The organism is Streptomyces olivochromogenes (assembly GCF_021538895.1).
GTDB classification, from domain to species: domain Bacteria; phylum Actinomycetota; class Actinomycetes; order Streptomycetales; family Streptomycetaceae; genus Streptomyces; species Streptomyces olivochromogenes_A.
Map to the genome: position 1 here is coordinate 25761 of NZ_JADDRL010000073.1, position 22769 is coordinate 48529.

The window sequence follows — 22769 nt, forward strand, 5'->3', positions numbered from 1 at the left end:
GGTTCATCGTCGTGCGGGCCTTTCGTCCGGGGAAGTTCACAGGTGCCGACGGCGGTCGGCGACCTCGCGGTCGTAGGTCTCGCGGGCCCGTACGGCGGCCTCTCGGGTGGCGGTCTCGGCCACGGGTACGTCCCACCACGCCTCGGCCCCGGGAGCGCTCGGGGTGGTGTCGGTCTCGACGTACACGCAGGTGGGCCGGTCCGACGCGCGGGCGGTGGCGAGCGCCTCGCGCAGCTCGCGCACCGTCTTGGCGCGCAGCACGTGCATGCCCAGGCTGGCCGCGTTGGCGGCGAGGTCCACGGGCAGCGGGGCGCCGGAGAAGGTGCCGTCGGCCGCGCGATGGCGATAGTCGGTGCCGAAGCGCTCGCCGCCCACCGCCTCGGACAGGCCGCCGATCGAGGCGTACCCGTGGTTCTGGATCAGGACCAGCTTGACGGGCAGTCCCTCCTGGACGGCGGTGACGATCTCGGTGGGCATCATCAGATAGGTGCCGTCGCCAAGCAGCGACCAGACCACGGTGTCCGGGGCGGCCTGCTGGACGCCGATGCCGGCCGGGATCTCGTAGCCCATGCAGGAGTAGCCGTACTCCAGGTGGTACTGGCGCGGCGAGCGGGCCCGCCACAGCTTGTGCAGGTCGCCGGGGAGCGAGCCTGCCGCGTTGATCACCACGTCCGCGTCGCCGACCACCGCGTCGAGGGCGCCGAGCACCTGCGTCTGGGTCGGTACGGCGTCCTCGTCGTCGGCGCGGTAGGCGGCGTCCACGACCCGGTCCCAGCGTTCCTTGCCGCCGCGGTACTCCGCCTCGTACGCCGCGTCCACGCGGTGCCCGGCCAGCCCCTCGGTGAGTGCCTCCAGGGCCGTGCGCGCGTCGGCCACCACGGTGCGGGCGGCCAGTTTGTGGGCGTCGAAGGCGGCGATGTTGAGGTTCAGGAAGCGGACGCCGGGATGCCGGAAGAGCGTTCCGGAGGCGGTGGTGAAGTCCGTGTACCGGGTGCCGACCCCGATGACGAGATCGGCGGTGCGGGCCAGGTCGTCGGCGACCGCCGTGCCGGTGTGCCCGATGCCGCCGAGGTCGGCCGGGTGGTCGTGGCGCAGGGAGCCCTTGCCCGCCTGGGTGGAGGCGACCGGGATGCCGGTGGCGTCCACCAGGGTCCGCAGCGCGTCCTCGGCCTCGCTGTGGTGCACGCCGCCGCCCGCCACGATCAGCGGCCGCTCGGCGGCCCGGACGGCGCGCAGCGCCTCGGCCAGCTCGACCGGGTCGGGGGCGGGACGCCGTACGCGCCAGACGCGGTCGGCGAAGAACTCCTCGGGCCAGTCGTACGCCTCCGCCTGCACGTCCTGCGGCAGCGCGAGGGTGACGGCGCCGGTCTCCGCCGGGTCGGCGAGCACCCGCACGGCGTTCAGCGCGGACGGGATCAGCGCCTCGGGCCGGGTGACACGGTCGAAGTACCGGGACACCGGACGCAGGGTGTCGTTCACGGAGAGGTCGGCCTCGACCGGGTGCTCCAGCTGCTGCAGCAGCGGGTCGGCGGGGCGGGTGGCGAAGTAGTCGCCGGGCAGCAGCAGGACCGGCAGGCGGTTGATGGTCGCCAGCGCGGCGCCGGTGACCAGATTGGTCGCTCCGGGGCCGATGGAGGTGGTGACGGCCTGCGCGGAGAGGCGGTTGAGCTGGCGGGCGTAGCCGACGGCCGCGTGCACCATGGACTGCTCGTTGCGACCCTGGTGGTACGGCATCACGCCGCCGTACTCCAGCAGGGCCTGGCCGATCCCGGCGACGTTGCCGTGGCCGAAGATGCCCCAGGTGCCGGCGATCAGCCGGTGCCGTACGCCGTCGCGCTCGGTGTACTGGGCGGACAGGAACCGCACCAGGGCCTGGGCGACGGTCAGGCGGGTCGTGCTGGGGCTCATCGGGGACCTCACTGGGTTTCCTCGGACGGGGCGGTGTACTTCCCGGACGTCCGCGCCGGGCTCAGGGGTACGCCTGTGCGGAGCGGGTAGAGATCAACTCCGACATGGCCCCTCGTGACGGGGGCACAGGACCGGGCTGCTGACGTGGCCATGCGCTCAGGTGTAGGTCCCCGGGGCCCCTGCTGTCAATGGTTTGTACTTACATTCGGACCTGCGTGTGAAATGATGTCTTAACAAAGTATTGACAGCGGGCGCGGCAGGGACTTGGATCCCGTCCCAACGCACAGCAAACAACCCGGATCGCCTCCCGGCCCCGGGCCCATGGATCTTCGTCTTCGTAGATCCCCCTTTCTCCTGCTCGCACAGTGAGGTGCCGGAAAGATGGACCGCTCTTCGTACTCCCGCTCCCGCAGACTGGCCCCCGTCGTGGCCGTTGCCGCAGCGGCAGCGCTCACCCTCGCCGGCTGCTCCAGCAGTTCCGGCGGCAAGAAGTCGGAAGAGGGTGGGGCGAACGCCTCCGCGGGCAAGGCCAGCACCCCCCGGATGACGGTGGCGCTGGTGACCCACCAGGCGCCCGGCGACACCTTCTGGGACATCGTCCGCAAGGGCGCCGAGGCCGCCGCCGCCAAGGACAACATCAAGCTCGTCTACTCCGCCGACCCGAACGCGGGCACCCAGGCCAACCTGGTCCAGAACGCGATCGACCAGAAGGTCGACGGCATCGCCATCACCCTCGCCAAGCCCGACGCCATGAAGGAGGTCGTGAGCAAGGCGAAGACGGGGAACATCCCCGTCGTCGGCCTCAACTCCGGGGTGAGCGACTGGCAGAAGCTCGGCCTGATGGAGTTCTTCGGCCAGGACGAGAGCGTGGCCGGTGAGGCGCTCGGCAAGCGGCTCAACGAGGAGGGGGCCAAGAAGGCCGTCTGCGTGATCCAGGAGCAGGGCAACATCGGCCTCACCCAGCGCTGCGACGGCGTGAAGAAGACGTTCTCCGGCACGACTGAGACGCTGTACGTGAACGGCACCGACATGCCGTCGGTGAAGTCCACGATCACCGCCAAGCTCAAGAAGGACAGCGACACCGACTACGTGGTCGCGCTCGGCGCCCCGTACGCCCTGACCGCGGTCCAGTCGGTGGACGACGCGGGCAGCAAGGCGAAGGTCGCCACCTTCGACCTCAACAAGGAACTGACCGGCGCGATCTCCAAGGGGTCGATCCAGTTCGCGGTGGACCAGCAGCCGTACCTGCAGGGCTACCTGGCGATCGACTCCCTGTGGCTGTACAAGAACAACGGCAACTACATGGGCGGCGGAGAGCAGCCGGTGCTGACCGGTCCGGCCTTCGTCGACAAGACCAACGTCGACAAGGTCGCCGCGTTCGCCGCGAAGGGCACTCGGTGATGAGCATGACCCAGCAGGGTGGGCCGGCGGTGACCACACCGCCGGCCCCCGGCCCCAAGGAGACCGACGGCCGCACGGCGCGGCGCCCGCTGGCGCTGCGCCTGCTGGCCCGGCCCGAAGTCGGCGTCTTCCTCGGCGCCGTGGCCGTCTTCGTCTTCTTCCTGATCGCGGCGCCGGCGGTCCGCCAGGGCAGCTCGATGGCCACCGTGCTCTACCAGTCGTCGACCATCGGCATCATGGCCCTCCCGGTGGCCCTGCTGATGATCGGCGGCGAGTTCGACCTCTCGTCCGGTGTCGCCGTGATCACCTCGGCGCTCACCGCGAGCATGATCAGCTACCAGCTGACCATGAACGTGTGGGTGGGCGTAATCGTCGCCCTCTTCGCCTCCCTCGGGGTCGGCGCGTTCAACGGCTGGATGGTGGTCCGTACGGGCCTGCCCAGCTTCCTGGTCACCCTGGGCACCTTCCTGATCCTGCAAGGCGTGAACCTCGCGGTCACCAAGTCGATCACCGGCAACGTCGCCACCGACGACATCAGTAACATGGAAGGCTTCGACCAGGCGAAGAAGCTGTTCGCCTCCTCGTTCGACGTCGGCGGCGTCGAGGTGAAGATCACCGTCGTGTGGTGGCTGGTCTTCGCCGCGCTCGCCACCTGGGTCCTGCTGCGCACCAAGTACGGCAACTGGATCTTCGCCGTCGGCGGCAACAAGGACAGCGCTCGCGCGGTCGGCGTCCCGGTGAGCTTCACCAAGATCACGCTCTTCATGACCGTCGGCTTCGGCGCCTGGTTCCTCGGCATGCACCAGCTGTTCTCGTTCAACACCGTCCAGTCCGGCGAGGGGGTCGGCCAGGAGCTGATCTACATCGCGGCGGCGGTCATCGGCGGCTGTCTGCTCACCGGCGGCTACGGCTCCGCCATCGGCCCGGTCTTCGGTGCCTTCATGTTCGGCATGGTGAACCAGGGCATCGTCTACGCGGGCTGGAACCCCGACTGGTTCAAGGCCTTCCTGGGCGTGATGCTGCTCGGCGCCGTCCTCATCAATCTGTGGGTCAGTCGCACGGCGACCCGGAGGTGACTTCATGACGACCAACGGAACCCACGGAGCCGTCCTCAAGGACGCCACGCCCGGCAGCGGTGATCGGCCCATCGTCGAACTGCGCAACGCGGGCAAGTCGTACGGCAACATCCGCGCCCTGCACGGCGTCGACCTGACGGTCCACCCGAACAAGGTGACCTGCGTCCTCGGTGACAACGGCGCCGGCAAGTCCACCCTGATCAAGATCATCTCCGGTCTGCACCAGCACACCGAGGGCGACTTCCTCGTGGACGGCGAGCCGGTGCGCTTCGGCAGCCCCCGCGAGGCGCTCGACAAGGGCATCGCCACCGTCTACCAGGACCTGGCCACGGTGCCCCTGATGCCGGTGTGGCGGAACTTCTTCCTCGGCTCCGAGATGACCAAGGGCCCCTGGCCCGTCCGCCGTCTCGACATCGACCGGATGAAGAAGACCGCGGACCAGGAACTGCGCAACATGGGCATCGTGCTCGACGACCTGGAGCAGCCCATCGGCACGCTCTCCGGCGGCCAGCGCCAGTGCGTGGCCATCGCCCGCGCCGTCTACTTCGGCGCCCGCGTGCTCATCCTGGACGAGCCGACCGCCGCCCTCGGCGTCAAGCAGTCCGGTGTCGTGCTGAAGTACATCGCCGCCGCCCGCGACCGCGGCCTCGGCGTCATCTTCATCACCCACAACCCGCACCACGCCTACATGGTCGGCGACCACTTCAGCGTGCTGCGCCTCGGCACCCTCGAACTCAGCGCCGACCGCAGCGAGGTCGGCCTTGAGGAGCTGACCAACCACATGGCCGGCGGCGCCGAACTCACCGCGCTCAAGCACGAACTGTCGCAGGTCCGCGGCGTGGACGTGGACGAGCTCCCCGAGGAGAAGGACCTCACCGCACCCGTGGCGGCCCACCCCGAAGGGACCTCCTGACCATGGCGAACGCCCTCGACCGCATCCGGGTGGGCTCGGCGCCCGACTCCTGGGGCGTCTGGTTCCCCGAGGACCCCCAGCAGGTGCCCTGGGAACGCTTCCTGGACGAGGTGGCCGAGGCCGGTTACTCCTGGATCGAACTGGGTCCCTACGGCTACCTGCCCACGGACCCGGCCCGCCTCACCGACGAGGTGAACAGGCGGAACCTGAAGGTGTCCGCGGGTACGGTCTTCACCGGCCTGCACCGCGGCCCCGCCGTCTGGGAGTCCACCTGGCAGCACGTCGCCCAGGTCGCCACGCTCACCCGGGCCATGGGTGCCGGGCACCTGGTGGTGATCCCCTCCTTCTGGCGCGACGACAAGACCGCCGAGATCCTGGAACCCCCGGAGCTGACCGGCGAGCAGTGGGCCCACCTCACCAAGGGCATGGAACGGCTCGGCCACGAGGTGAAGGAGACGTACGGGCTGGACATCGTCGTCCACCCGCACGCCGACACGCACATCGACACCGAGGAGCACGTCGAGCGGTTCCTCGACTCGACCGACTCCGGTCTGGTCAACCTCTGCCTGGACACCGGCCACTACGCGTACTGCGGCGGGGACAGCGTCAAGCTCATCGAGACGTACGGCGAGCGCATTGGCTATCTGCACCTCAAGCAGGTCGACCCGGCGGTCCTCGCCGACGTCGTGGCCGACGAGATCCCGTTCGGCCCGGCGGTCGCGCGCGGTGTGATGTGCGAACCACCGTCCGGGGTGCCGGAGTTGGAGCCGGTATTGGCGGCGGCACAGCGGCTCGGCGTCGATCTGTTCGCGATCGTCGAGCAGGACATGTACCCCTGCGAGCCGGACAAGCCGCTGCCGATCGCGGTGCGCACGCGCCGGTTCCTGCGGTCGTGCGGGGCGTGAACGGGGCACTGCTCACCAAGCGTTGACCTGCGGTCACCGTGCGCCAGGAGCGCCCGCGGCACCGTCGCCCGCCGACAGGCGGCGGCACGCGGGCGCTCCTATGCTTGTGCTCCACAAGGCCGTCCGGCCTCGACTCCCGGCACGGCGGTGACCGCGGCGCGGCATGCGGCGCGGGAATCCGCCCCGAGGTTTCGCCCAGGACGCGAGTTGCGCCTGGACGTGCCGACCGGCCGCGTCCCGCCGCCTTGCACGGCATCGGCGGGTCGGTCCTCCGGTGTCCGCATTGGGGAGTTGGGGCCATGTCGCACTCGTCCGCACGCTGTCGCAGCGGGGCCGTCCTGGTCACCGCGGTGGGGATGCTGGTGGTGCCCGCCGCGGGCACCTCAGCCGCGGCCCGGCCGCTGTCGTCCGCGACGACCGCGACGGCCGCCACGTCGGCCCCGTCCGCCACGACCGGCATGGCCGCCTCGGTGGCCTCGGTGGCCTCGGCCGCCGAACCCGCCCCGCCGTCGCCCTCCGGGAACGAGGTCCGTGAGCTCACACCCGCGGTGCGGCAGCAGGTGGACGCGGCCGTGCGGCGGGTCATGCGGGAGGCGAACATCCCGGGCGTGACCGTCGGTCTGTGGACCCCCGACAAGGGGGAGTACGTGAAGTCCTTCGGCGTCGCCGACAAGAGCACCGGCGCGGCGATGCGCCCCGACCTGTACATGCGGATCGGCAGCGAGACCAAGACGTTCACGGTGACGGCGCTGCTGGAGCTCGTGGACCGGGGCAAGGTGAACCTGGACGACACGATCGACCGGTACGTCAGCGGGGTGCCGAACGGCGACCGGATCACGCTGCGCCAGCTGGCCGGCATGCGCAGCGGGCTGTTCAACTACTCGGAGGACGACGGCTTCTTCAAGGCCCTGACCTCCGATCCGCAACGCCCGTTCACCCCGCGGGAACTGCTCGCCTACTCCTTCAAGCACCCCGTGCTGTTCCCGCCGGGCGAGAAGTTCGACTACTCCAACACCAACCTCATCCTGCTCGGTCTGGTCGTCGAGAAGGCCGGCGGCCGGCCGCTCGGGGACTACATCCACGACCACGTCCTCGCCCCGGCCGGACTCGCCGAGACCCTGTTCCCGACCGGCAACGAGTTCCCGACCCCGCACGCGCAGGGCTACACCGACCAGACGGCGACCGGCCGGGTGGAGGACTCGGCGAACTGGAACCCGTCCTGGGGCTGGGCGGCCGGCGCGATGATCTCCACCCTGGACGACCTGCGGGTCTGGGCACCCACCGTGGCCACCGGCCGGCTCCCGGACGGCAACTTCCTGATCAGCCCCGCCACCCAGAAACAGCGCCTCACCACGCCGCCGACCTCCATCCCGGGCGCCGGATACGGACTGGGCATCTTCAACGTCCAGGGCTGGATCGGGCACAACGGCTCGCTGCCCGGTTACGAGTCCCTGACCATCTACCTCCCGTCGGCCAGGGCGACGCTCGTGGTCCTGCTGAACACGGACATCAGCCACGAGGGCCAGGAGCCCAGCACCCTGCTGGGCGACGCGATCACGTCGATCGTCTCCCCGGACCACGTCTTCGACCTGCCCGCGGAACCGGCGGCGAGGTGAGCGCGTTCTCACGGGTGACGGGGCGCGAGTGCCGGAGCGGGGAGGACGAGATGACCGAGTCGACGGACACGACGTCGCGGACCGAGCAGGGGCAAGGGCAGGGACGGGAACAGGGACACGGGCCGGGGCGGCGGACCCCGGACGCCACCGAGGCCGCGGAGCTGCGGCGGGCCCGGTTCGGGGCGCTGCCGGAGCGGATCCGCCCGCAGGACACGGTGGAGGAGCGCCCCGCCGCGCCGCGGGACCCGGCACGGGACGCCTACGACCCCGACGAGTGGATGGTCCGCTACTGTCTGTGATCCGAGGCGCGGGCCGACGCCCTGTGCCGGTTCGATCCGGCGCGGGACGACGACGAGGCGAGGGCCGTCAGGTCCCCTCGCCTCGTCGTCGCCGGTCCGCGGGCGCGGGCGGCTCAGGCGCCGCGTACCTCCGCGATCGTCACCGGGCGGTGCTCGTGCAGGGACAGCGTGCAGGCCTCCGCGATCCAGCCCGCCTCCAGGGCGTCCGCGACCGTGCAGGGGGAGGGGCGGGTGCCGGCGACGACCTCGGTGAACGCGGTGAGTTCGGCGCGGTAGGCGGCCGTGAACCGGTCCATGAAGAAGTCGTGCGGGGTGCCGGCGGGGAAGGTGACCGAGGGCTCCACGGAGCGCAGCGGGAGCTTGTCCTCGAGGCCCACGGCGATGGAGTCCTGGAAGCCGTGCAGCTCCATGCGGACGTCGTAGCCCCGGGCGTTGTGGCGGCTGTTGGAGACCACCGCGATCGTGCCGTCGTCCAGGGTCAGGATCGCGCCCGTGGTGTCGGCGTCCCCCGCCGCCTTGATGAAGTCGGCACCCCGGTTGCCGCCGACGGCGTACACCTCGGTCACCTCACGGCCGGTCACCCAGCGGATGATGTCGAAGTCGTGCACCGAGCAGTCGCGGAAGATGCCGCCCGACGCGGCGATGTACGCGGCCGGCGGCGGGGCCGGGTCCAGCGTCGTCGAGCGGACCGTGTGCAGCTTGCCCAGCTCACCGGCGTGCACGGCCGCCCGCGCGGCCACGAAGCCCGCGTCGAAGCGACGGTTGTAGCCGATCTGGATGGGTACGCCGCTGCCCTCGACGGCCCTGAGCACCTCGACGCCCTCCGCCATGGTGCGGGCGACGGGCTTCTCGCAGAAGACCGGGACGCCGGCCTCCACACCGGCCAGGACCAGGGCCGGATGGGCGTCGGTGGCGGCGGCCACCACGAGGCCGTCCACGCCGGCGGCCAGGACCGCCTCGGGCGAGTCCGCGACCTCGGCCCCGAACCGCTCGGCGGCGGTCTTCGCGGCGTCCATGAACGGGTCGGCGACGACGAGGGACTCGACGGCGTCGAGAGCGGACAGGGTCTCGGCGTGAAAGGCGCCGATGCGGCCGAGGCCGAGGATTCCGATGCGCATGTGCTCCGCTGCTCCTTGTGCGTGTGATGACTGTCCGGACCTGAGCCGCCGGACGGGCTTTGCACTCCGGGTTCGAGTGGCCGGACGGACCCGATGTCCTCAGTCCAGCCCGCCCAGTACGTTCTGGTCCCAGTCGATGACCGAGCCCGTGACCACGCCGGAGCGGTCCGACAGGAGGAAGACCACGAAGTCGGCGATCTCGTCCGGCTGTCCGAGCCTGCCCATCGGGAGGTGGGCCGCGGCCCGGTCCTGCCAGTCGTCCCCGGCGTCGTGGAAGGTCCGCTGCGTCGCGTCCTCGCCCTCCGTCGCCGTCCAGCCGATGTTCAGGCCGTTGATCCGGATCCGGTCCCAGCGGTGGGCGTGCGCCGCGTTGCGGGTCAGGCCGATCAGTCCGGCCTTCGCGGCGACGTACGGGGCGAGGAACGGCTGCCCGCCGTGCGCCGAGGACGTGATGATGTTGACGATCGTGCCGGACGCCTTGCGCGCGACCATGTCGGTGACCGCCGCCTGCATGGCGAAGAACGGGCCCCTGAGGTTGATCGCGATGTGCGCGTCGAACAGCTCGGGCGTGGTGTCCAGCAGCGTGCCCCGGGAGGTCAGCCCCGCGGAGTTGACGAGGCTGTCGACACGGCCGTACGCGTCGACCACCTCGGCCACGGCGGCCTTGGCCCGGTCGGCGTCCGACAGGTCGGTCTGCACGTACATCGCCGTGCCCCCGGCCGCCGACAGCTCCGCCACCAGGGCCTCGCCCGGCTCGGGGCGGCGGCCGGTGACGGCCACCGTGGCGCCCTCGCGGACCGCGGCCCGTGCGATGGCGGCGCCCACGCCCTGGCTGCCCCCGTTGACCAGGACGACCTTGTCGTCGAGAAGTCCCATGAGTTCCTTGCCCTTTCAGCTCTCGCGCCGTTCGGCGCCGGCTCGCAGCGCGTCGCGCAGCGCCCGCGCGGTCCACTCCTCGCGCAGCGCCCGCCGTACGAGGTCCGCCTGGGAGGGCGGGGCCAGGCCGTCGACCGGCGGGTCGCTGTCGAGGTTGGTGGGGAAGGGGTAGCCCTCCGCGCTCGCCGCGATGACGTTCTCCAGCCACTCCTCGCCCACGCCCGCGACCCGTCGCCTCAGCAGCACGGGGTAGACCGCGTTCGCCACCGCCTCCCGGTCCACCGTCTCCATCGCCCGCCCGAACGCGGAGGAGACCTGCAAAAGGTTGGCCATGCGCCGGATGCCCGCCGAGCGGTTCGCCCCGGCCGCGTGGAAGAGCGCCGGGTTGAAGAAGGCCGCGTCGCCCTTGGCCAGGGGGAGCTGGACGTGGTGCGCGTCGAAGTAGGCCTGGAACGCGGGCAGCCGCCAGGCCAGGTAGCCGGGCTCGTACCGCTGCGAGTACGGCAGATACAGCGTCGGCCCCGACTCCACGGGCATGTCGCAGTGGGCGACCGCGCCCTGGAGCGTGAGCACGGGGGAGAGGCGGTGCACATGGGCGGGATAGGCCGCGGCGGCCTCGTTCGAGAGGAAACCGAGGTGGTAGTCGCGGTGCGCGGTCTGCGCGGCGCCGCCCGGGTTGACCACGTTGATCTGGGAGGTCATCTGGTACGCCGGTCCCAGCCAGGCCCGCGCGACCAGGGCCAGGATGTCGTTGGCGTAGTAGTCGGCGAACGCCCCGGGGTCGTACAGCGCCGCCTTCTCCAGCGCGTTCCACACCCGGTCGTTCGCGCCCGGCCGCGCGAAATGGTCGCCGGCCGCCGCGCCCGCAGCATGCTGCTCGGAGATCAGTGCCTCGAACATCGCCGTGGCCCGGTCGACGACCGCCGGGTCCGTGAACGCATGCTTGAAGACCACTACGCCGGGGCCGTCGGTCAGCGCGCGGACCAGTTCGGCGCGCAGCGCACGGCCGAGGCCGGCCGCGCGCAGCCGCTCGCTGTCGTAGACGAGGACGCCCCGCTGAACGCCCGTGGCGTACGGGTAGTCGGCGGGGTCGGTGGTCCGCTCGACCAGCGCGCGGAAGGTGTCGAGGTCGCAGTCCTGCTCGGACAGCCAGGCACGGCCCTGGGCGGCGGTGAGGGACATCGTCGTCCTTCTTTCGGTCACGGTCGCGGCCTCGTTCACGGGAGCGACGCGGCCCTGTCATTCTTGTCAGTACAAACCCCTCCAACAACCAGCAGGAAGCCATCAAAAACCCCTCAAGGAGCACCGTCGTGGGTCATCCCTTCCCGATTCGCGAGATCGCACGTCAGGCAGGTCTGAGCGAGGCCACCGTGGACCGTGTGCTCAACGGCCGGGGAGGAGTGCGCGAGAGCACCGCCCAGGAGGTCCAGCGGGCCATCGCCGACCTGGACCGGCAGCGCACCCAGGTCCGGCTGGTGGGCCGCACCTTCATGGTCGACATCGTGATGCAGGCACCCGAACGGTTCACCACGGCCGTCCGCCTCGCCCTGGAGGCCGAGCTGCCGGGGCTGCACCCGGCGGTGCTGCGCTCCCGCTTCCACTTCCGCGAGACCGTGCTGGTTCAGGAGCAGGTCAGGACGCTGGACCTGATCGCGCGGCGGGGTTCGCAAGGGGTGATCCTCAAGGCACCGGACGTCCCCGAGGTGACCGCCGCCGTCGGCCGCCTCGCCGCCGCCGGCATACCGGTCGTCACGCTGGTGACGGACCTGCCGGCCAGCGCCCGGCTGGGGTACGTGGGCATCGACAACCGGGCGGCCGGGGCGACCGCCGCGTACCTCATGGGGCAGTGGCTGGGCGACCGCCCCGGCAACGTCCTCACCAGCCTGAGCAGCGGGTTCTTCCGCAACGAGGAGGAGCGCGAGATGGGCTTCCGCGGCGCCATGCGGGCCCGGTGCCCGGAGCGCGCGCTGGTCGAGATCGCCGAGGGCCAGGGCCTGGACGCCACGCAGTACGACCTGGTCCGGGCCGCGCTGGAGCGCGACCCGGAGATACGGGCGGTCTACTCGATCGGCGGCGGCAACATCGCCACGCTGCGGGCCTTCGAGGACCTGGGCCGCGAGTGCGCCGTGTTCGTCGCCCACGACCTCGACCACGACAACACCCGGTTGCTGCGCGAGCTCAGGCTGTCGGCCGTGCTCCACCACGACCTGCGGCACGATCTGCGGGAGGCCTGCCACCTGGTGATGCGCGCCCACGGCGCCCTGCCGCCCGCCGGACCGACCCTGCCCTCGGCGATCCAGGTGGTCACGCCCTACAACATGCCGACGGCCTAGAGATTGATCGCGTACGCCTTGCGCAGGGTCTCGTGCACCGTCCACGTCGTGCGGTCGCCCTCGCGCAGGACGGCCATGTCGCCGGGGCCGACCTCCAGCGTCGGCCCGTCCTCGACCTCGATGGTCGCCGAGCCGCTGATCACGACGAACAGTTCGTCCGCCTCGGTGTCGGTGACGACCCCCGGGGTGATCTGCCAGATCCCGCGGATCTGCCGGCCGTCCGGCGACTCCCAGACCACCTTGCCGGACACCTCCGGCCTCCCGGAGACGATCTGGTCCACGGCGATCGGCTCGGGTTCGAGATCGGCGTCCGGGATGTGGAGAGCGAAACTGTGCGTCATGGGACGACCCTAGCGAGATCGTCCGGCATCCGGCCGTCGACAGAGTGTGGGTCATCGGGCCTGGTGAAAGGACACTTCGTCGTGCCGGGCCGAGGAACACGGGCACGCCGAGCCTGGTCACCACCCGCCGGAGTCCACCTGGAAGGCGGGTCGTCGGACCCGGTGCCACCATGGGTGCCATGTCCCGAATGCCGGGAGCTCGTCAAGTCTTGGTGTGTGCCGCCGTCCTGTTCGCGGCGACGCTCCGGACCACGGCGGTGTCGGCCGCCGAGCAGCACCAGCAGGGCTGCGTCGTCGGCGGACGGAGCACGGACGGGCGGGTACGGGAGGTGCGCGACCTCGTGCGGGAGGCCCAGCGCGAACTCGACCTCAAGGCCGTACTGGTACGCGTCACGGTGGACGGCCGCGAGCTGGTGACCGACGCGGCGGGTGAGTCGATGAGCGGTGTCCCGGCCACCCCCGCCCTGCACTTCCGGGCCGGTTCCGTCGCCATCGCGTACCTCGGGACCATGCTCCTCCAGCTCGTCGACGAGCACCGGGTGAGTCTCGACGACCCCGTCTCCCGCTGGCTGCCCGACCTGCCGCACGGTGACCGGATCACGCTGCGGATGCTCGGCGACTCCACCTCGGGCCTGCACGACTACGTCACCGACCCGGCGTTCGTGAAGAAGTACTACGCCGACCCCTTCCGGCACTGGACCCCGCGCGAGGTGCTCGCCTTCTCACTCGCCCACCCCCTGTGGTACGCGCCGGGCTCCAACTGGAGCTACTCGCACGCCAACTTCGTCCTCCTCGGCCAGGCCCTGGAGAAGATCACCGGCACCCCGCTGGACCGGCTGCTGCGCGAACGCGTCCTCGATCCCCTCGGGTTGGGGCAGACCGCCAACGGCTTCACCCCTCAGATCCCGGGGCCCGTGCTGCACTCCTACGACGCCGAGCGCGGCACCTACGAGGAGTCGACGTTCTGGAACCCGTCCTGGACCACCGCGCCCGGCGCCGTCCTCACCACCGACATCTGCGATCTGGCGGGCTCGGCCCGGGCCATCGGATCGGGGCAGTTGCTGTCCCGGCAGTCCTTCCGGGTCCAGCTCGACCCGGGCACGCCCGGGCTCGGCACCCGGACCGCCACCTGTCCCGCCACCGTGTGCCTGAAGCAGACCGATGCCTTCCACTTCGGGGTGGGTGTCATCGTCAAGAACGGCTGGGTCGTGCAGAACCCGTCCTTCGCGGGCTTCGCGGCGGTGCAGGCCTACCAGCCCGACGGGCGTCTCGCCATCGCCGTGTCCACGACCGTGGGACCCAAGGCGCCCGGCGGCAACACGGCCCAGACGATCACCGAGCGCATCGCGGCCGCCCTGGCACCGGACCACCCGCTCGGTACCGGCTGACGTCAGCGGGTCACGCGCACGCCGTCCAGCGCGATGGCCAGCACGCGGTCGCGCTGCTCGTCGTTCTCGAAGGACGTCGCCGTGATCCCGGCGACCATCCGCAGCAGGTCGCCGAAGTCCATGTCGGCGCGCGCCTCGCCCGCCCGCTGCGCCCGCTCCAGCAGCGGTCCGCCGGCGGCGTACATCGAGACGCGGCAGGCCTGGAAGATCTCCGACTCGTCGTTGAGTGCCTCCCGCACGGCCCGCTTGGTGACCATGTAGCCCGAGAACCGGTCCAGCCAGGTGGTCAGCGCCTGCCACGGCGGCAGCTCGGCCGCCTCCACGGCGGCCCGGCACAGGGCGTTCACATCGTCCGCGTAGACGCTCTCGAAGAGGTCGCGGCGGGTGGGGAAGTTCCGGTACAGCGTGCCGATGCCGACGCCCGCGCGGCGGGCGACGTCCTCCAGGGAGGCCTCCGCGCCGTGCTCCGCGAACGCCTCGCGGGCTGCCGCGAGCAGGGCGTCGTAGTTGCGGGCGGCGTCCTTACGGTGCGGCCGCTGGGACGCGACGATCTCGCTGACGGGGAACGGCTGGGCCGTCACTGCTGCCTCCCGGGGAGAGGAATGGTTGAACCGGAGGTATGCCTCCGCTATGGTGGAGGGGTACCTCCACTTTATCAGTCCGGGGGACTTCGGCCGTGGGCAGACGTGTACCCGCGGCGACCCCGGACGCCCCTCATGCTTCCCGCTCCGATCCGGAGAGGCTCTGTCATGCCCCGAAAGTCCACCCGCCTCACCTTCGCGGTCCTCGCGACCGGTGCGGGCGTGTTCTCCATGCTGCAGTCGCTGATCGCGCCGGCCCTGCCGACCGTCCAGCACGCGCTGCACACCTCGCAGTCCACCGCGACCTGGGTGATGACGGCGTATCTGCTGTCCGCCTCGGTCTTCACGCCGATCCTCGGCCGGGTCGGCGACCTCGTCGGCAAGAAGCGCACACTCGTCGCCGTCCTGCTGACCGTGCTGGCCGGCTGCCTGATAGCCGCACTGGCGCCCGACATCGGCGTCCTGATCGTCGCCCGGGTCGTCCAGGGCGTCGGCGGCGCCCTGTTCCCGCTGTCCTTCGGCATCATCCGGGACGAGTTCGCCCCGGGCGCGGTGAGCCGCAGCATCAGCAACCTCTCCGCCGTGATCGCGGCCGGCGGCGGCGTCGGCATCGTGGCCGCCGGACCCATCGTGTCCGCGCTCGACTACCGCTGGCTGTTCTGGATCCCCGTCGCCGTCGTCGCCGCGACCGTGGCGATCGCCGCGCGCTATGTACCCGAGTCGCCCAAGCGGGCCCAGGGCAGGGTCGGTTGGCTGGGTGCCGTACTGCTGTCGGCCTGGCTCGTGGCCCTGCTGCTCCCGCTCAGCCAGGCCGGACAGTGGGGCTGGGGCTCGCCGAAGGTGATCGGGCTGTTCGCCACCGCCGTGCTGCTGTTCGCCGTGTGGCTGACCGCCGAGTCCCGCTCCCGCACCCCGCTGATCGACCTGCGCGTGATGCGGCTGCCCGCGGTGTGGACCACCAACCTCGCCGCCCTGCTGTTCGGCGCGGGCATGTACGCGATCTGGTCGTTCCTCCCCGGCTTCCTGCAGACGCCCGGCTCGGCCGGGTACGGCTTCGGCGCGAGCGTCACCGAGTCCGGACTGCTCATGCTGCCCATGCTCGTCGCGATGTTCCTCTCCGGTGTGCTCGGCGGCCGGCTGGCACCCGTCATGGGCGCCAAGGCGCAGCTCACCGCGGGGGCCGCGCTCGGCGCGTTCGCCTGTGGCTTCCTCGCCCTGTGGCACGACGAGCGGTGGCAGATCGCCGTCGTCGCGGGCGTGTTCGGCCTGGGCATCGGACTGGCCTTCGCCTCCATGGCCAACCTCGTCGTGGGCAGCGTCCCGCCCGAGCAGACCGGCGCCGCGACCGGGATGAACGCCAACATCCGCACCATCGGCGGCTCCATCGGCGCCGCGCTGACCAGCGTCCTGGTCACCAGCCGGCTCCAGCCCTCCGGTCTGCCGTACGTCTCCGGCTACACCCACGGCTTCACGCTGCTCGCCCTGCTCCTGCTGGCCGCCGCGGGCGCCGCGCTCCTCGTCCCGGTCCGCCGCGCCGCCCGCCCGAGCGAGCCGGCCGAGCCGCTCCCGGCACCGGCACCCGTGCGCGTGCGGTAGTGTTGACCTGCGCGATCACACGGAATGCCGGGTGAGAACGCAACGGGACGTGGCGCAGCTTGGTAGCGCACTTGACTGGGGGTCAAGGGGTCGCAGGTTCAAATCCTGTCGTCCCGACGTGTGAGAACGCGGCGAGAGGCTGCTTCGGAGACATCCGAAGCAGCCTCTCGGTCGTTGCGGGGCCGTGCCCGGTGGTCAGTCCTGGGCGGCCCACAGGCCGCGGACATGCTCCAGGTGGCGGGTCATGACCTCGCGCACGGCCCGCTCGTCGCGCTCCAGCAGGGCGTCGAGGAGCTCCAGGTGCTCCTCGGCGGAGGCCAGCAGCCGGCCCGCCTCCACCAGCGCGGTGAGCCCGTAGAGCCGGGAGCGGCCCCGCAGGTCGGCGACCACCTCGACGAGGTGGGCGTTGCCGGCGAGGGCCAGCAGGCCGAGGTGGAAGCGGGTGTCCGCCTCGACGTACGCGATCAGGTCGCCGGCGACCGCGGCGGTGACGATCTCCCGGGCGGCCGGCCGCAGCGCCTCCAGGGAGACCCGGTCGGCCGTGCGGGCGAGGTCTACCACCGTGGGGATCTCGATCAGCGCGCGGATGTGCGTGTACTCGTCCAGCTGCTCGTCGGAGACGGCGGTGACCCGGAAGCCCTTGTTGGGCACGGTGTCGACCAGGCCCTCCTTGGCCAGGTCCAGCATCGCCTCGCGCACCGGCGTCGCCGAGACGCCGAAGCGGGCGGCGAGCGAGGGGGCCGAGTAGACCTCGCCCGGGCGCAGCTCGCCCGCGATCAGCGCGGCCCGCAGGGCCTCGGCGACCCGCTCGCGGTAGCTGCTCCGCCGGCCGCCCAGCCGGGGCAGCGCGGGGGCGGCAGACGGCGGGCTGCTGCGCTGGGCGGTCATCGGGTGTCTCCTCGGGCGGGCGGGTGCCATGTCACGTGCCATCAATCTAGAGGACGAACCCCGCCGGGAAGGGGTCGGTCGGGTCGAGCAGGTACTGGGCCGTGCCCGTGATCCAGGCGCGGCCGGTGAAGCTCGGCAGCACGGCCGGGATTCCGGCGACCTCGGTCGTGCCGAGCAGCCGGCCGGTGAACCGTGTCCCGATGAAGGACTCGTTCACGAACTCGGTGTGCAAGGGCAGTTCGCCGCGCTCATGCAGTTGCGCCATGCGCGCGCTCGTACCCGTACCGCAGGGCGAGCGGTCGAACCATCCCGGGTGGATGGCCATCGCGTGCCGCGAGTGCCGGGCGGTGGCGCCGGGCGCGTACAGATGGACGTGGTGGCAGCCGCGGATGGACGGGTCCTCGGGGTGGACCGGCTCCTCCTCGGCGTTGATCGCCGCCATCAGCGACAGCCCGGCGGCCAGGATGTCGTCCTTGCGGGCCCGGTCGAAGGGCAGGCCGAACTCCTCCAGCGGCAGGATGGCGTAGAAGTTGCCGCCGTAGGCGAGGTCGTACGTCACCCTCCGCCCGTCGGCCAGCGTGGCCTTGCGGTCCAGGCCCACCGAGAAGGACGGCACGTTGCGCAGCGTGACGTGCCGCGCGGCGCCGTTCTCCACGGCGACCTCGGCCACGACCGGCCCGGCCGGGGTGTCCAGGCGGATGGTGGTGACCGGTTCGACGACCTCCACCATGCCGGTCTCGACGAGCACGGTGGCCACCCCGATGGTGCCGTGCCCGCACATCGGCAGATAGCCCGAGACCTCGATGTAGACGACGCCCCAGTCGCAGTCGGGGCGGGTCGGCGGCTGCAGGATCGCGCCGCTCATCGCGGAGTGCCCGCGCGGCTCGTTCATCAGCAACTGCTTGATGTCGTCGCGGTGTTCACGGAAGTACAGCCGCCGCTCGTTCATGGTCGCGCCGGGGATGGTGCCGATCCCGCCGGTGATCACGCGGGTGGGCATGCCCTCGGTGTGCGAGTCGACGGCGTGCAGGACGAGTCTGCTGCGCACGGTCCGGTCTCCTTCTCAGGCGAGGCCCGACGCGAGGGCCTTCTCGGTGGCGGTGCGGACGGCGGCCTCCTGCTCCGGCAGCAACGGTACGCGCGGCGGGCGCACCGGGCCGCCGGGCCGGCCGGCGAGGTCCATGGACAACTTGATGGCCTGCACGAATTCCACCCGTGAGTCCCAGCGCAGCAGCGGGTGCAGCCGGCGGTACAGGGGGAGTGCGGCGGCGAGGTCCCCGGCCACGGCGGCCCGGTACAGCTCGGTGCAGGCGGCGGGCAGCGCGTTCGGGTAGCCGGCCACCCAGCCCCGGGCGCCCGCCGCGGCCAGTTCCAGCAGGACGTCGTCGGCGCCGACCAACAGGTCCAGTTCCGGGGCGAGTTCGGCGAGCCGGTAGGCACGGCGGACGTCTCCCGAGAACTCCTTCACCGCGTGCACGAGCCCTTCGGCGTGCAGCCTGGCGAGCAGTTCCGGGAGAAGGTCGACCTTGGTGTCGATCGGATTGTTGTACGCCACGACCGGCAGGCCCGCCCGGGCCACCTCGGCGTAGTGGGCGAGCACGGACCGCTCGTCGGCGCGGTAGGCGTTGGGCGGCAGCAGCATCACCGACGCGCAGCCGGCCTCGCGGGCCTGCTCGGCCCAGCGCCGGGCCTCGGCGGCGCCGTACGCGGCGACGCCCGGCATCACCCGCGAGCCGCCGACCGCGGCCACCGCCGTCTCGACGACGCGGGCCCGCTCCTCGGGGGTGAGCACCTGGTACTCGCCGAGCGAGCCGTTCGGCACGACCCCGTCGCAGCCGTTCGCGACGAGCCAGGCGCAGTGCTCGGCGTACGCGTCGTAGTCGACGGAGAGGTCGTCGCGCAGCGGCAGGGCGGTGGCGACGAGGACGCCACGCCAGGGACGGTTGGGCAGATCACTCATGAATTCCCCTCCAATGGGGTGTGACATAGTACTGATTCTCGAAGGACTCGAAGGACTCGTCACCGCGGTGTCATTCCAGGTCCTCCTCCGACCCGGCGAGCACGCCCAGTGGCACCGGCCGGGCCAGCGGCCGGCGCGCCGCGGTGAGCGGGCAACCGGCGACTCCGGCGACCGCGGGGCCGCACATCCGGCCCTGGCACCAGCCCATCCCGGCCCGGGTGAGCAGCTTCACGGTACGCAGGTCACCGGCTCCGAGCTCGTCCACCGCCGTCCGTACCTCGCCGGCGGTGACCTCCTCGCAGCGGCAGAGAACCGTGTCGTGCGTGACCCGGTCGGCCCACCCGGGCGGCGGCGCGTACACCGCGTCGACCGCCGCGAAGAAGCCGCGCAGCCGCGCACGGGCCCGGCCGGCGGCGGCCCAGGCCCGCGGGTCGGGCGCGGTGCCGCGCAGGCGGGCGGCGATCGACCGGCCGGCGATGTGACCCTCGACGAGCGCGAGCGCCGCGCCGCCGATCCCTGTGGTCTCCCCGGCCGCCCACACGCCCGGGACGTCGGTGCGCTGCTCGTCGTCGACGTACACGTCCGTGCCGGACAGCCGGCAGCCGAGCGTCTCGGCGAGGTCGGTGTGCGGCAGCATGCCGTGCCCGACGGCGAGGGTGTCGCAGGGGACGCGGCGCTCGCTGCCCGGCCCGACCCGGCCCTGTGCGTCGAGCGCCGCGACGGTCACCGCCTCCAGACGGTCCGTGCCGTGCGCCTCGACCACGGTGTGCCGGACGAGGGTGCGCACCCGGTGGCGCAGCAGCAGGGCCGCGTACCGCGCGCCCTCGGCGAGCTTGCCGGGCTGCGCGGCCAGGGCCGACGGCCGCCGCAGGACATCGCGGGGGTCGGCGGACTCGACGAGCGCGGCCACCCGCGCTCCCGCCGCCGCGAGTCCCGTCGCCACGGGCAGCAGCAGCGGACCGGTCCCGGCGACCACGGCCGTACGCCCCGGCAGCACCAGCCCGCCCTTGAGCATGGCCTGCGCCCCGCCCGCCGTGACCACCCCGGGCAGGGTCCAGCCCGGGAAGGGCAGCACCTTCTCGTAGCCGCCGGTCGCCAGCAGGACGGCGTCGGCGCGCACCACGACGCCCTCCTCCTGGGCGGGGCCCCGCAGCGCGTGCACCGCGAAGCGCCCGGAGTCCGACTCCCGTTCCACGCACCACACATGATGACCGGTCAGGTGTGTGACGCGGCCCGCCGCCAGTTGCCGGTCCAGTCCCGAGCGCAGCCGCCGCCAGGTGCGCCACTGGTGATGCAGGGCCTGCGGGCGGCGCGCGCCGAGGGCGGCGGCGGGCTGCCGGTAGAACTGCCCGCCCGCCTCCTCGGCGGCGTCGACGAGGGTGACCGCGACACCGTGCTCGGCCGCCGCCAGCGACGCTGCGAGCCCCGCCGGGCCCGCCCCGATCACGGCGAGGCGCGGTCGCTCAGTCATCGTGGCCCGTCCCCTCCTGGGTGCGGATCGTGTCGCCCGGCCGTACGGGAACCAGGCAAGCCCGTTGGTTCGGGCGGCCGTTGACGGTCACCAGGCAGTCGAAGCACACCCCGATCCCGCAGAAGACACCGCGCGGGCGGCCCGTACCGCGTGTGGTGCGCCAGGCGGTGATCCCGGCCGTCCACAGCGCGGCGGCGACCGTCTGCCCGGGCAGCGCCTCGATCGTGCGGCCGTCGAACGTGACCGGAAAACCCGGACCCGGTCGGGCGTCGGCCAACTCCAGTGGATTCACGCCGTGTTCCCCTCGTCCGCGGTGAAGCGTTCGGGCCGGAAGGGCGCGAGCTCCCGCTCCGCCGCCTTCCCGGTCAGTGCCCGCGCGATCAGGTGTCCGGTGCCGGTGGCCAGTCCGATGCCCGCGCCCTCGTGCCCGCAGGCGTGGAAGAGGCCCGGGGCGCGGGGGTCGGGGCCGATCGCGGGCAGATGGTCCGGCAGATAGGGCCGGAAGCCCACGTACGTGCGCAGCGCGCTCACCCGCTCCAGGAACGGGAACAGCCGCGTCGCCCCGGCCGCCAGCGCCCGCACGACGGGCAGCGAGAACGACCGGTCGAAGCCCACCCGTTCACGGCTGGCGCCGATCAGGACCGGCCCGGCGGCGGTGCCCTCGACGACCGGTGAGGTCTTCAGCGCGGCCGAGTCGCTGGCCACGTCGGCCACGTAGTCCGCCGCGTACACCTTGTGCCGGACCAGCCGGGGCAGCGGCTCGGTGACCAGGACGAAGCCGCGCCGGGGGAGCACCGGCAGGCGGACGCCCGCCAGGGCGGCCAGCTCGCCGCCCCAGGTCCCGGCGGCGTTCACCACGGCGGGCGCGTGGATCTCCCCGTGGTCGGTGCGGACGCCGCGGACGGTGCCGTGCGCCGTGCGCAGCACGCCGGTCACGGTCCAGCTGGTGCGCAGGCGGGCGCCCGAGGCGCGCACCAGGTGCGCGGCGGCCAGCGTGGGCATGACCTGGGCGTCCTGCGGATAGCGCACACCGCCGGCGAGGCCGGGCGCCAGGTGCGGTTCCAGGTCGCGCAGGCGGTCCGCGGCGACCGGCTCCGCGACGACCCCGGCGGTCCGCTGTCCGGCCGTGAAGTCCTCCAGGGCGGCGAGCCCTTCGGGGGTGGCGGCGACGACCACGCCGCCCTTCGGCTCGTACTCGATCGCGTCCCCGACCTCCTGGGCCAGCTCGGTCCACAACCGGCCGGACAGCAGGGCGAGTTCGAGTTCCGGTCCCGGCTCCTTGTCGGAGACCAGCAGGTTGCCCTCGCCCGCGCCGGTGGTGCCGCCGGCGACCGGGCCACGGTCCACCACCATCACGTCGAGACCCGCCCGCGCCGCGTACAGCGCGCAGGCCGCACCCACCATTCCGGCCCCGACGACCACGACATCGCAGGTCAGTCGCTTCGCCACGTCAGTACTATGTCACATGACGCCGGCCTTGGGGAGGGTCAGTCGAACAGGCTCGGATTCGCGGTCGGGGTCTTCCCGGACAGCACGCCCGCGAGCCGCTCGGCGCCCTGCTCCACCGCCCGCTCGGTGCTGGCGTGATCGGCGCCCGACGGGCCGCCGTTGGTCACGGTGGCCGCGGCCGACCCGATCCGGAACGCCGCGACGTCCAGGACGAGCGTGGTCGGCTGGCCGTCCGCGGTGCCCTGCACCCGCACCGTCAGGCCGTGCTGCTCGTCGCCCCCCTCGGGCAGCGCGGCCTCGATGACCTGCACCGTCCGCTCGCTGCCGTCGGCGGCGGTCGCGGTGAACTGGGCGCAGTCCTGCGGCAGCGTCTTGACCCAGTCCATGGCCTGCCGCAGGGGGGCCTGCTCGTAGTCGCCGACCTGGTAGAGCAGCCGGTAGTCCTGCGCGGTGAAGCCGGTGAGCGCCGAGGCGCCCTTCGGACGGCCGAGCAGCGTGTCGGAGTACAGGCTGTCGAGCAGCTTCTGGCACTCGGCCGCGCGGGTCTTGCCGCTGAGGAACTGGGCGGCGTCGACCTTGCCGACCAGTAGCTCGTTGCGCCAGGTCGCCGCGTTGTCGACCTGGGTCCAGTCGTCCTCGATGTCGGCCGC

At 72.2% G+C, this 22769-nt stretch carries 22 protein-coding genes and 1 tRNA gene; 10 read left to right on the forward strand and 13 right to left on the reverse strand.

Translation table 11 applies throughout. From position 1 onward, the window contains the following. Positions 1–36: 36 nt before the first annotated feature. Complete coding sequence (gene iolD / locus IPZ69_RS30730) at positions 37–1908, reverse strand: 3D-(3,5/4)-trihydroxycyclohexane-1,2-dione acylhydrolase (decyclizing) (protein ID WP_235457915.1); 1872 nt, start codon at positions 1906–1908, stop codon at positions 37–39. A 381-nt stretch (positions 1909–2289) separates the two neighbouring features. Between iolD and IPZ69_RS30735 the strand changes: the two genes are divergently transcribed. The 6 genes from IPZ69_RS30735 to IPZ69_RS30760 all read left to right on the forward strand — a co-directional run bounded on the left by IPZ69_RS30735 (position 2290) and on the right by IPZ69_RS30760 (position 8118). After that, entirely contained in the window at positions 2290–3309 is a 1020-nt protein-coding gene (locus tag IPZ69_RS30735; protein ID WP_235457916.1) for a sugar ABC transporter substrate-binding protein, read from the forward strand. After that, complete coding sequence (locus tag IPZ69_RS30740) at positions 3309–4385, forward strand: ABC transporter permease (protein WP_235457917.1); 1077 nt, start codon at positions 3309–3311, stop codon at positions 4383–4385. Before IPZ69_RS30735 ends, IPZ69_RS30740 begins: the two co-directional genes overlap by 1 nt. A gap of 4 nt (positions 4386–4389) precedes the next feature. Then, on the forward strand, positions 4390–5298 hold the full coding sequence (locus tag IPZ69_RS30745; protein WP_235457918.1) for an ATP-binding cassette domain-containing protein: 909 nt from the start codon (positions 4390–4392) through the stop codon (positions 5296–5298). A 2-nt stretch (positions 5299–5300) separates the two neighbouring features. After that, entirely contained in the window at positions 5301–6203 is a 903-nt protein-coding gene (locus IPZ69_RS30750; protein ID WP_235457919.1) for a sugar phosphate isomerase/epimerase family protein, read from the forward strand. A 299-nt stretch (positions 6204–6502) separates the two neighbouring features. Further along, a complete protein-coding gene (locus IPZ69_RS30755) occupies positions 6503–7819 on the forward strand; it encodes a serine hydrolase domain-containing protein (RefSeq protein WP_235457920.1) in 1317 nt (438 codons plus the stop codon). A 50-nt stretch (positions 7820–7869) separates the two neighbouring features. Beyond that, positions 7870–8118 (forward strand): hypothetical protein, encoded by a 249-nt coding sequence (locus IPZ69_RS30760; RefSeq protein ID WP_235457938.1) that lies wholly within the window; start codon positions 7870–7872, stop codon positions 8116–8118. 113 nt (positions 8119–8231) lie between these two features. Here the strand turns inward: IPZ69_RS30760 and IPZ69_RS30765 are convergent, their stop codons facing one another. The 3 genes from IPZ69_RS30765 to IPZ69_RS30775 form a co-directional block, all read right to left on the reverse strand. Continuing rightward, positions 8232–9236, reverse strand: a complete 1005-nt coding sequence (locus IPZ69_RS30765; RefSeq protein ID WP_235457921.1) for a Gfo/Idh/MocA family protein — start codon at positions 9234–9236, stop codon at positions 8232–8234. Between the two features lie 99 nt (positions 9237–9335). Beyond that, positions 9336–10112 carry an SDR family oxidoreductase gene (locus IPZ69_RS30770; RefSeq protein WP_235457922.1) on the reverse strand — a complete coding sequence of 259 codons (777 nt, stop codon included), beginning with the start codon at positions 10110–10112 and terminating at the stop codon, positions 9336–9338. Between the two features lie 15 nt (positions 10113–10127). Beyond that, a complete protein-coding gene (locus IPZ69_RS30775) occupies positions 10128–11294 on the reverse strand; it encodes a phytanoyl-CoA dioxygenase family protein (protein ID WP_235457923.1) in 1167 nt (388 codons plus the stop codon). A 128-nt stretch (positions 11295–11422) separates the two neighbouring features. Here IPZ69_RS30775 and IPZ69_RS30780 point away from each other — a divergent pair, with 128 nt between their 5' ends. Continuing rightward, positions 11423–12445, forward strand: coding sequence for a LacI family DNA-binding transcriptional regulator (locus IPZ69_RS30780; protein ID WP_235457924.1), 1023 nt, complete (start codon positions 11423–11425; stop codon positions 12443–12445). On the opposite strand, the gene IPZ69_RS30785 is transcribed toward IPZ69_RS30780, so the two are convergent. Beyond that, positions 12442–12786, reverse strand: a complete 345-nt coding sequence (locus IPZ69_RS30785) for a cupin domain-containing protein (protein ID WP_235457925.1) — start codon at positions 12784–12786, stop codon at positions 12442–12444. The genes IPZ69_RS30780 and IPZ69_RS30785 overlap by 4 nt on opposite strands. 212 nt (positions 12787–12998) lie before the next feature. On the opposite strand from IPZ69_RS30785, the gene IPZ69_RS30790 reads away from it, so the two are divergent. After that, positions 12999–14174 carry a serine hydrolase domain-containing protein gene (locus IPZ69_RS30790; protein WP_235457937.1) on the forward strand — a complete coding sequence of 392 codons (1176 nt, stop codon included), beginning with the start codon at positions 12999–13001 and terminating at the stop codon, positions 14172–14174. 2 nt (positions 14175–14176) lie between these two features. Here IPZ69_RS30790 and IPZ69_RS30795 read toward each other — a convergent pair whose 3' ends face one another. Beyond that, positions 14177–14755 (reverse strand): TetR/AcrR family transcriptional regulator, encoded by a 579-nt coding sequence (locus tag IPZ69_RS30795; protein ID WP_235457926.1) that lies wholly within the window; start codon positions 14753–14755, stop codon positions 14177–14179. A gap of 168 nt (positions 14756–14923) precedes the next feature. Here IPZ69_RS30795 and IPZ69_RS30800 point away from each other — a divergent pair, with 168 nt between their 5' ends. Beyond that, the gene (locus tag IPZ69_RS30800) at positions 14924–16351 is read left to right on the forward strand and encodes an MFS transporter (RefSeq protein WP_235457927.1); all 1428 of its coding nucleotides are present in this window, start codon (positions 14924–14926) and stop codon (positions 16349–16351) included. A 43-nt stretch (positions 16352–16394) separates the two neighbouring features. Beyond that, positions 16395–16468, forward strand: a tRNA-Pro gene (locus IPZ69_RS30805). 78 nt (positions 16469–16546) lie between these two features. Here the strand turns inward: IPZ69_RS30805 and IPZ69_RS30810 are convergent. The 7 genes from IPZ69_RS30810 to IPZ69_RS30840 all read right to left on the reverse strand — a co-directional run. Beyond that, entirely contained in the window at positions 16547–17239 is a 693-nt protein-coding gene (locus IPZ69_RS30810) for a GntR family transcriptional regulator (protein WP_235457928.1), read from the reverse strand. Between the two features lie 46 nt (positions 17240–17285). Then, complete coding sequence (locus IPZ69_RS30815; protein WP_235457929.1) at positions 17286–18287, reverse strand: proline racemase family protein; 1002 nt, start codon at positions 18285–18287, stop codon at positions 17286–17288. Positions 18288–18302: 15 nt separating this feature from the next. Further along, entirely contained in the window at positions 18303–19199 is an 897-nt protein-coding gene (locus IPZ69_RS30820; protein WP_235457930.1) for a dihydrodipicolinate synthase family protein, read from the reverse strand. 70 nt (positions 19200–19269) lie between these two features. Continuing rightward, entirely contained in the window at positions 19270–20670 is a 1401-nt protein-coding gene (locus IPZ69_RS30825) for an FAD/NAD(P)-dependent oxidoreductase (RefSeq protein WP_235457931.1), read from the reverse strand. Continuing rightward, positions 20663–20962, reverse strand: coding sequence for a (2Fe-2S)-binding protein (locus IPZ69_RS30830; RefSeq protein WP_235457932.1), 300 nt, complete (start codon positions 20960–20962; stop codon positions 20663–20665). Before IPZ69_RS30830 ends, IPZ69_RS30825 begins: the two co-directional genes overlap by 8 nt. Further along, on the reverse strand, positions 20959–22119 hold the full coding sequence (locus tag IPZ69_RS30835) for an NAD(P)/FAD-dependent oxidoreductase (protein WP_235457933.1): 1161 nt from the start codon (positions 22117–22119) through the stop codon (positions 20959–20961). Before IPZ69_RS30835 ends, IPZ69_RS30830 begins: the two co-directional genes overlap by 4 nt. A 38-nt stretch (positions 22120–22157) precedes the next feature. After that, positions 22158–22769, reverse strand: a 612-nt coding sequence (locus tag IPZ69_RS30840; RefSeq protein WP_235457934.1) for a hypothetical protein, incomplete at its 5' end; no start/stop codon positions are given.

Coding starts and splice junctions, on each gene's coding strand:
- iolD (WP_235457915.1), bottom strand. CDS start 1,908: ATGAGCCCCAGCACGACCCGCCTGACCGTCGCCCAGGCCCTGGTGCGG.
- IPZ69_RS30735 (WP_235457916.1), top strand. CDS start 2,290: ATGGACCGCTCTTCGTACTCCCGCTCCCGCAGACTGGCCCCCGTCGTG.
- IPZ69_RS30740 (WP_235457917.1), top strand. CDS start 3,309: ATGAGCATGACCCAGCAGGGTGGGCCGGCGGTGACCACACCGCCGGCC.
- IPZ69_RS30745 (WP_235457918.1), top strand. CDS start 4,390: ATGACGACCAACGGAACCCACGGAGCCGTCCTCAAGGACGCCACGCCC.
- IPZ69_RS30750 (WP_235457919.1), top strand. CDS start 5,301: ATGGCGAACGCCCTCGACCGCATCCGGGTGGGCTCGGCGCCCGACTCC.
- IPZ69_RS30755 (WP_235457920.1), top strand. CDS start 6,503: ATGTCGCACTCGTCCGCACGCTGTCGCAGCGGGGCCGTCCTGGTCACC.
- IPZ69_RS30760 (WP_235457938.1), top strand. CDS start 7,870: ATGACCGAGTCGACGGACACGACGTCGCGGACCGAGCAGGGGCAAGGG.
- IPZ69_RS30765 (WP_235457921.1), bottom strand. CDS start 9,236: ATGCGCATCGGAATCCTCGGCCTCGGCCGCATCGGCGCCTTTCACGCC.
- IPZ69_RS30770 (WP_235457922.1), bottom strand. CDS start 10,112: ATGGGACTTCTCGACGACAAGGTCGTCCTGGTCAACGGGGGCAGCCAG.
- IPZ69_RS30775 (WP_235457923.1), bottom strand. CDS start 11,294: ATGTCCCTCACCGCCGCCCAGGGCCGTGCCTGGCTGTCCGAGCAGGAC.
- IPZ69_RS30785 (WP_235457925.1), bottom strand. CDS start 12,786: ATGACGCACAGTTTCGCTCTCCACATCCCGGACGCCGATCTCGAACCC.
- IPZ69_RS30800 (WP_235457927.1), top strand. CDS start 14,924: ATGCCCCGAAAGTCCACCCGCCTCACCTTCGCGGTCCTCGCGACCGGT.
- IPZ69_RS30810 (WP_235457928.1), bottom strand. CDS start 17,239: ATGACCGCCCAGCGCAGCAGCCCGCCGTCTGCCGCCCCCGCGCTGCCC.
- IPZ69_RS30820 (WP_235457930.1), bottom strand. CDS start 19,199: ATGAGTGATCTGCCCAACCGTCCCTGGCGTGGCGTCCTCGTCGCCACC.
- IPZ69_RS30825 (WP_235457931.1), bottom strand. CDS start 20,670: ATGACTGAGCGACCGCGCCTCGCCGTGATCGGGGCGGGCCCGGCGGGG.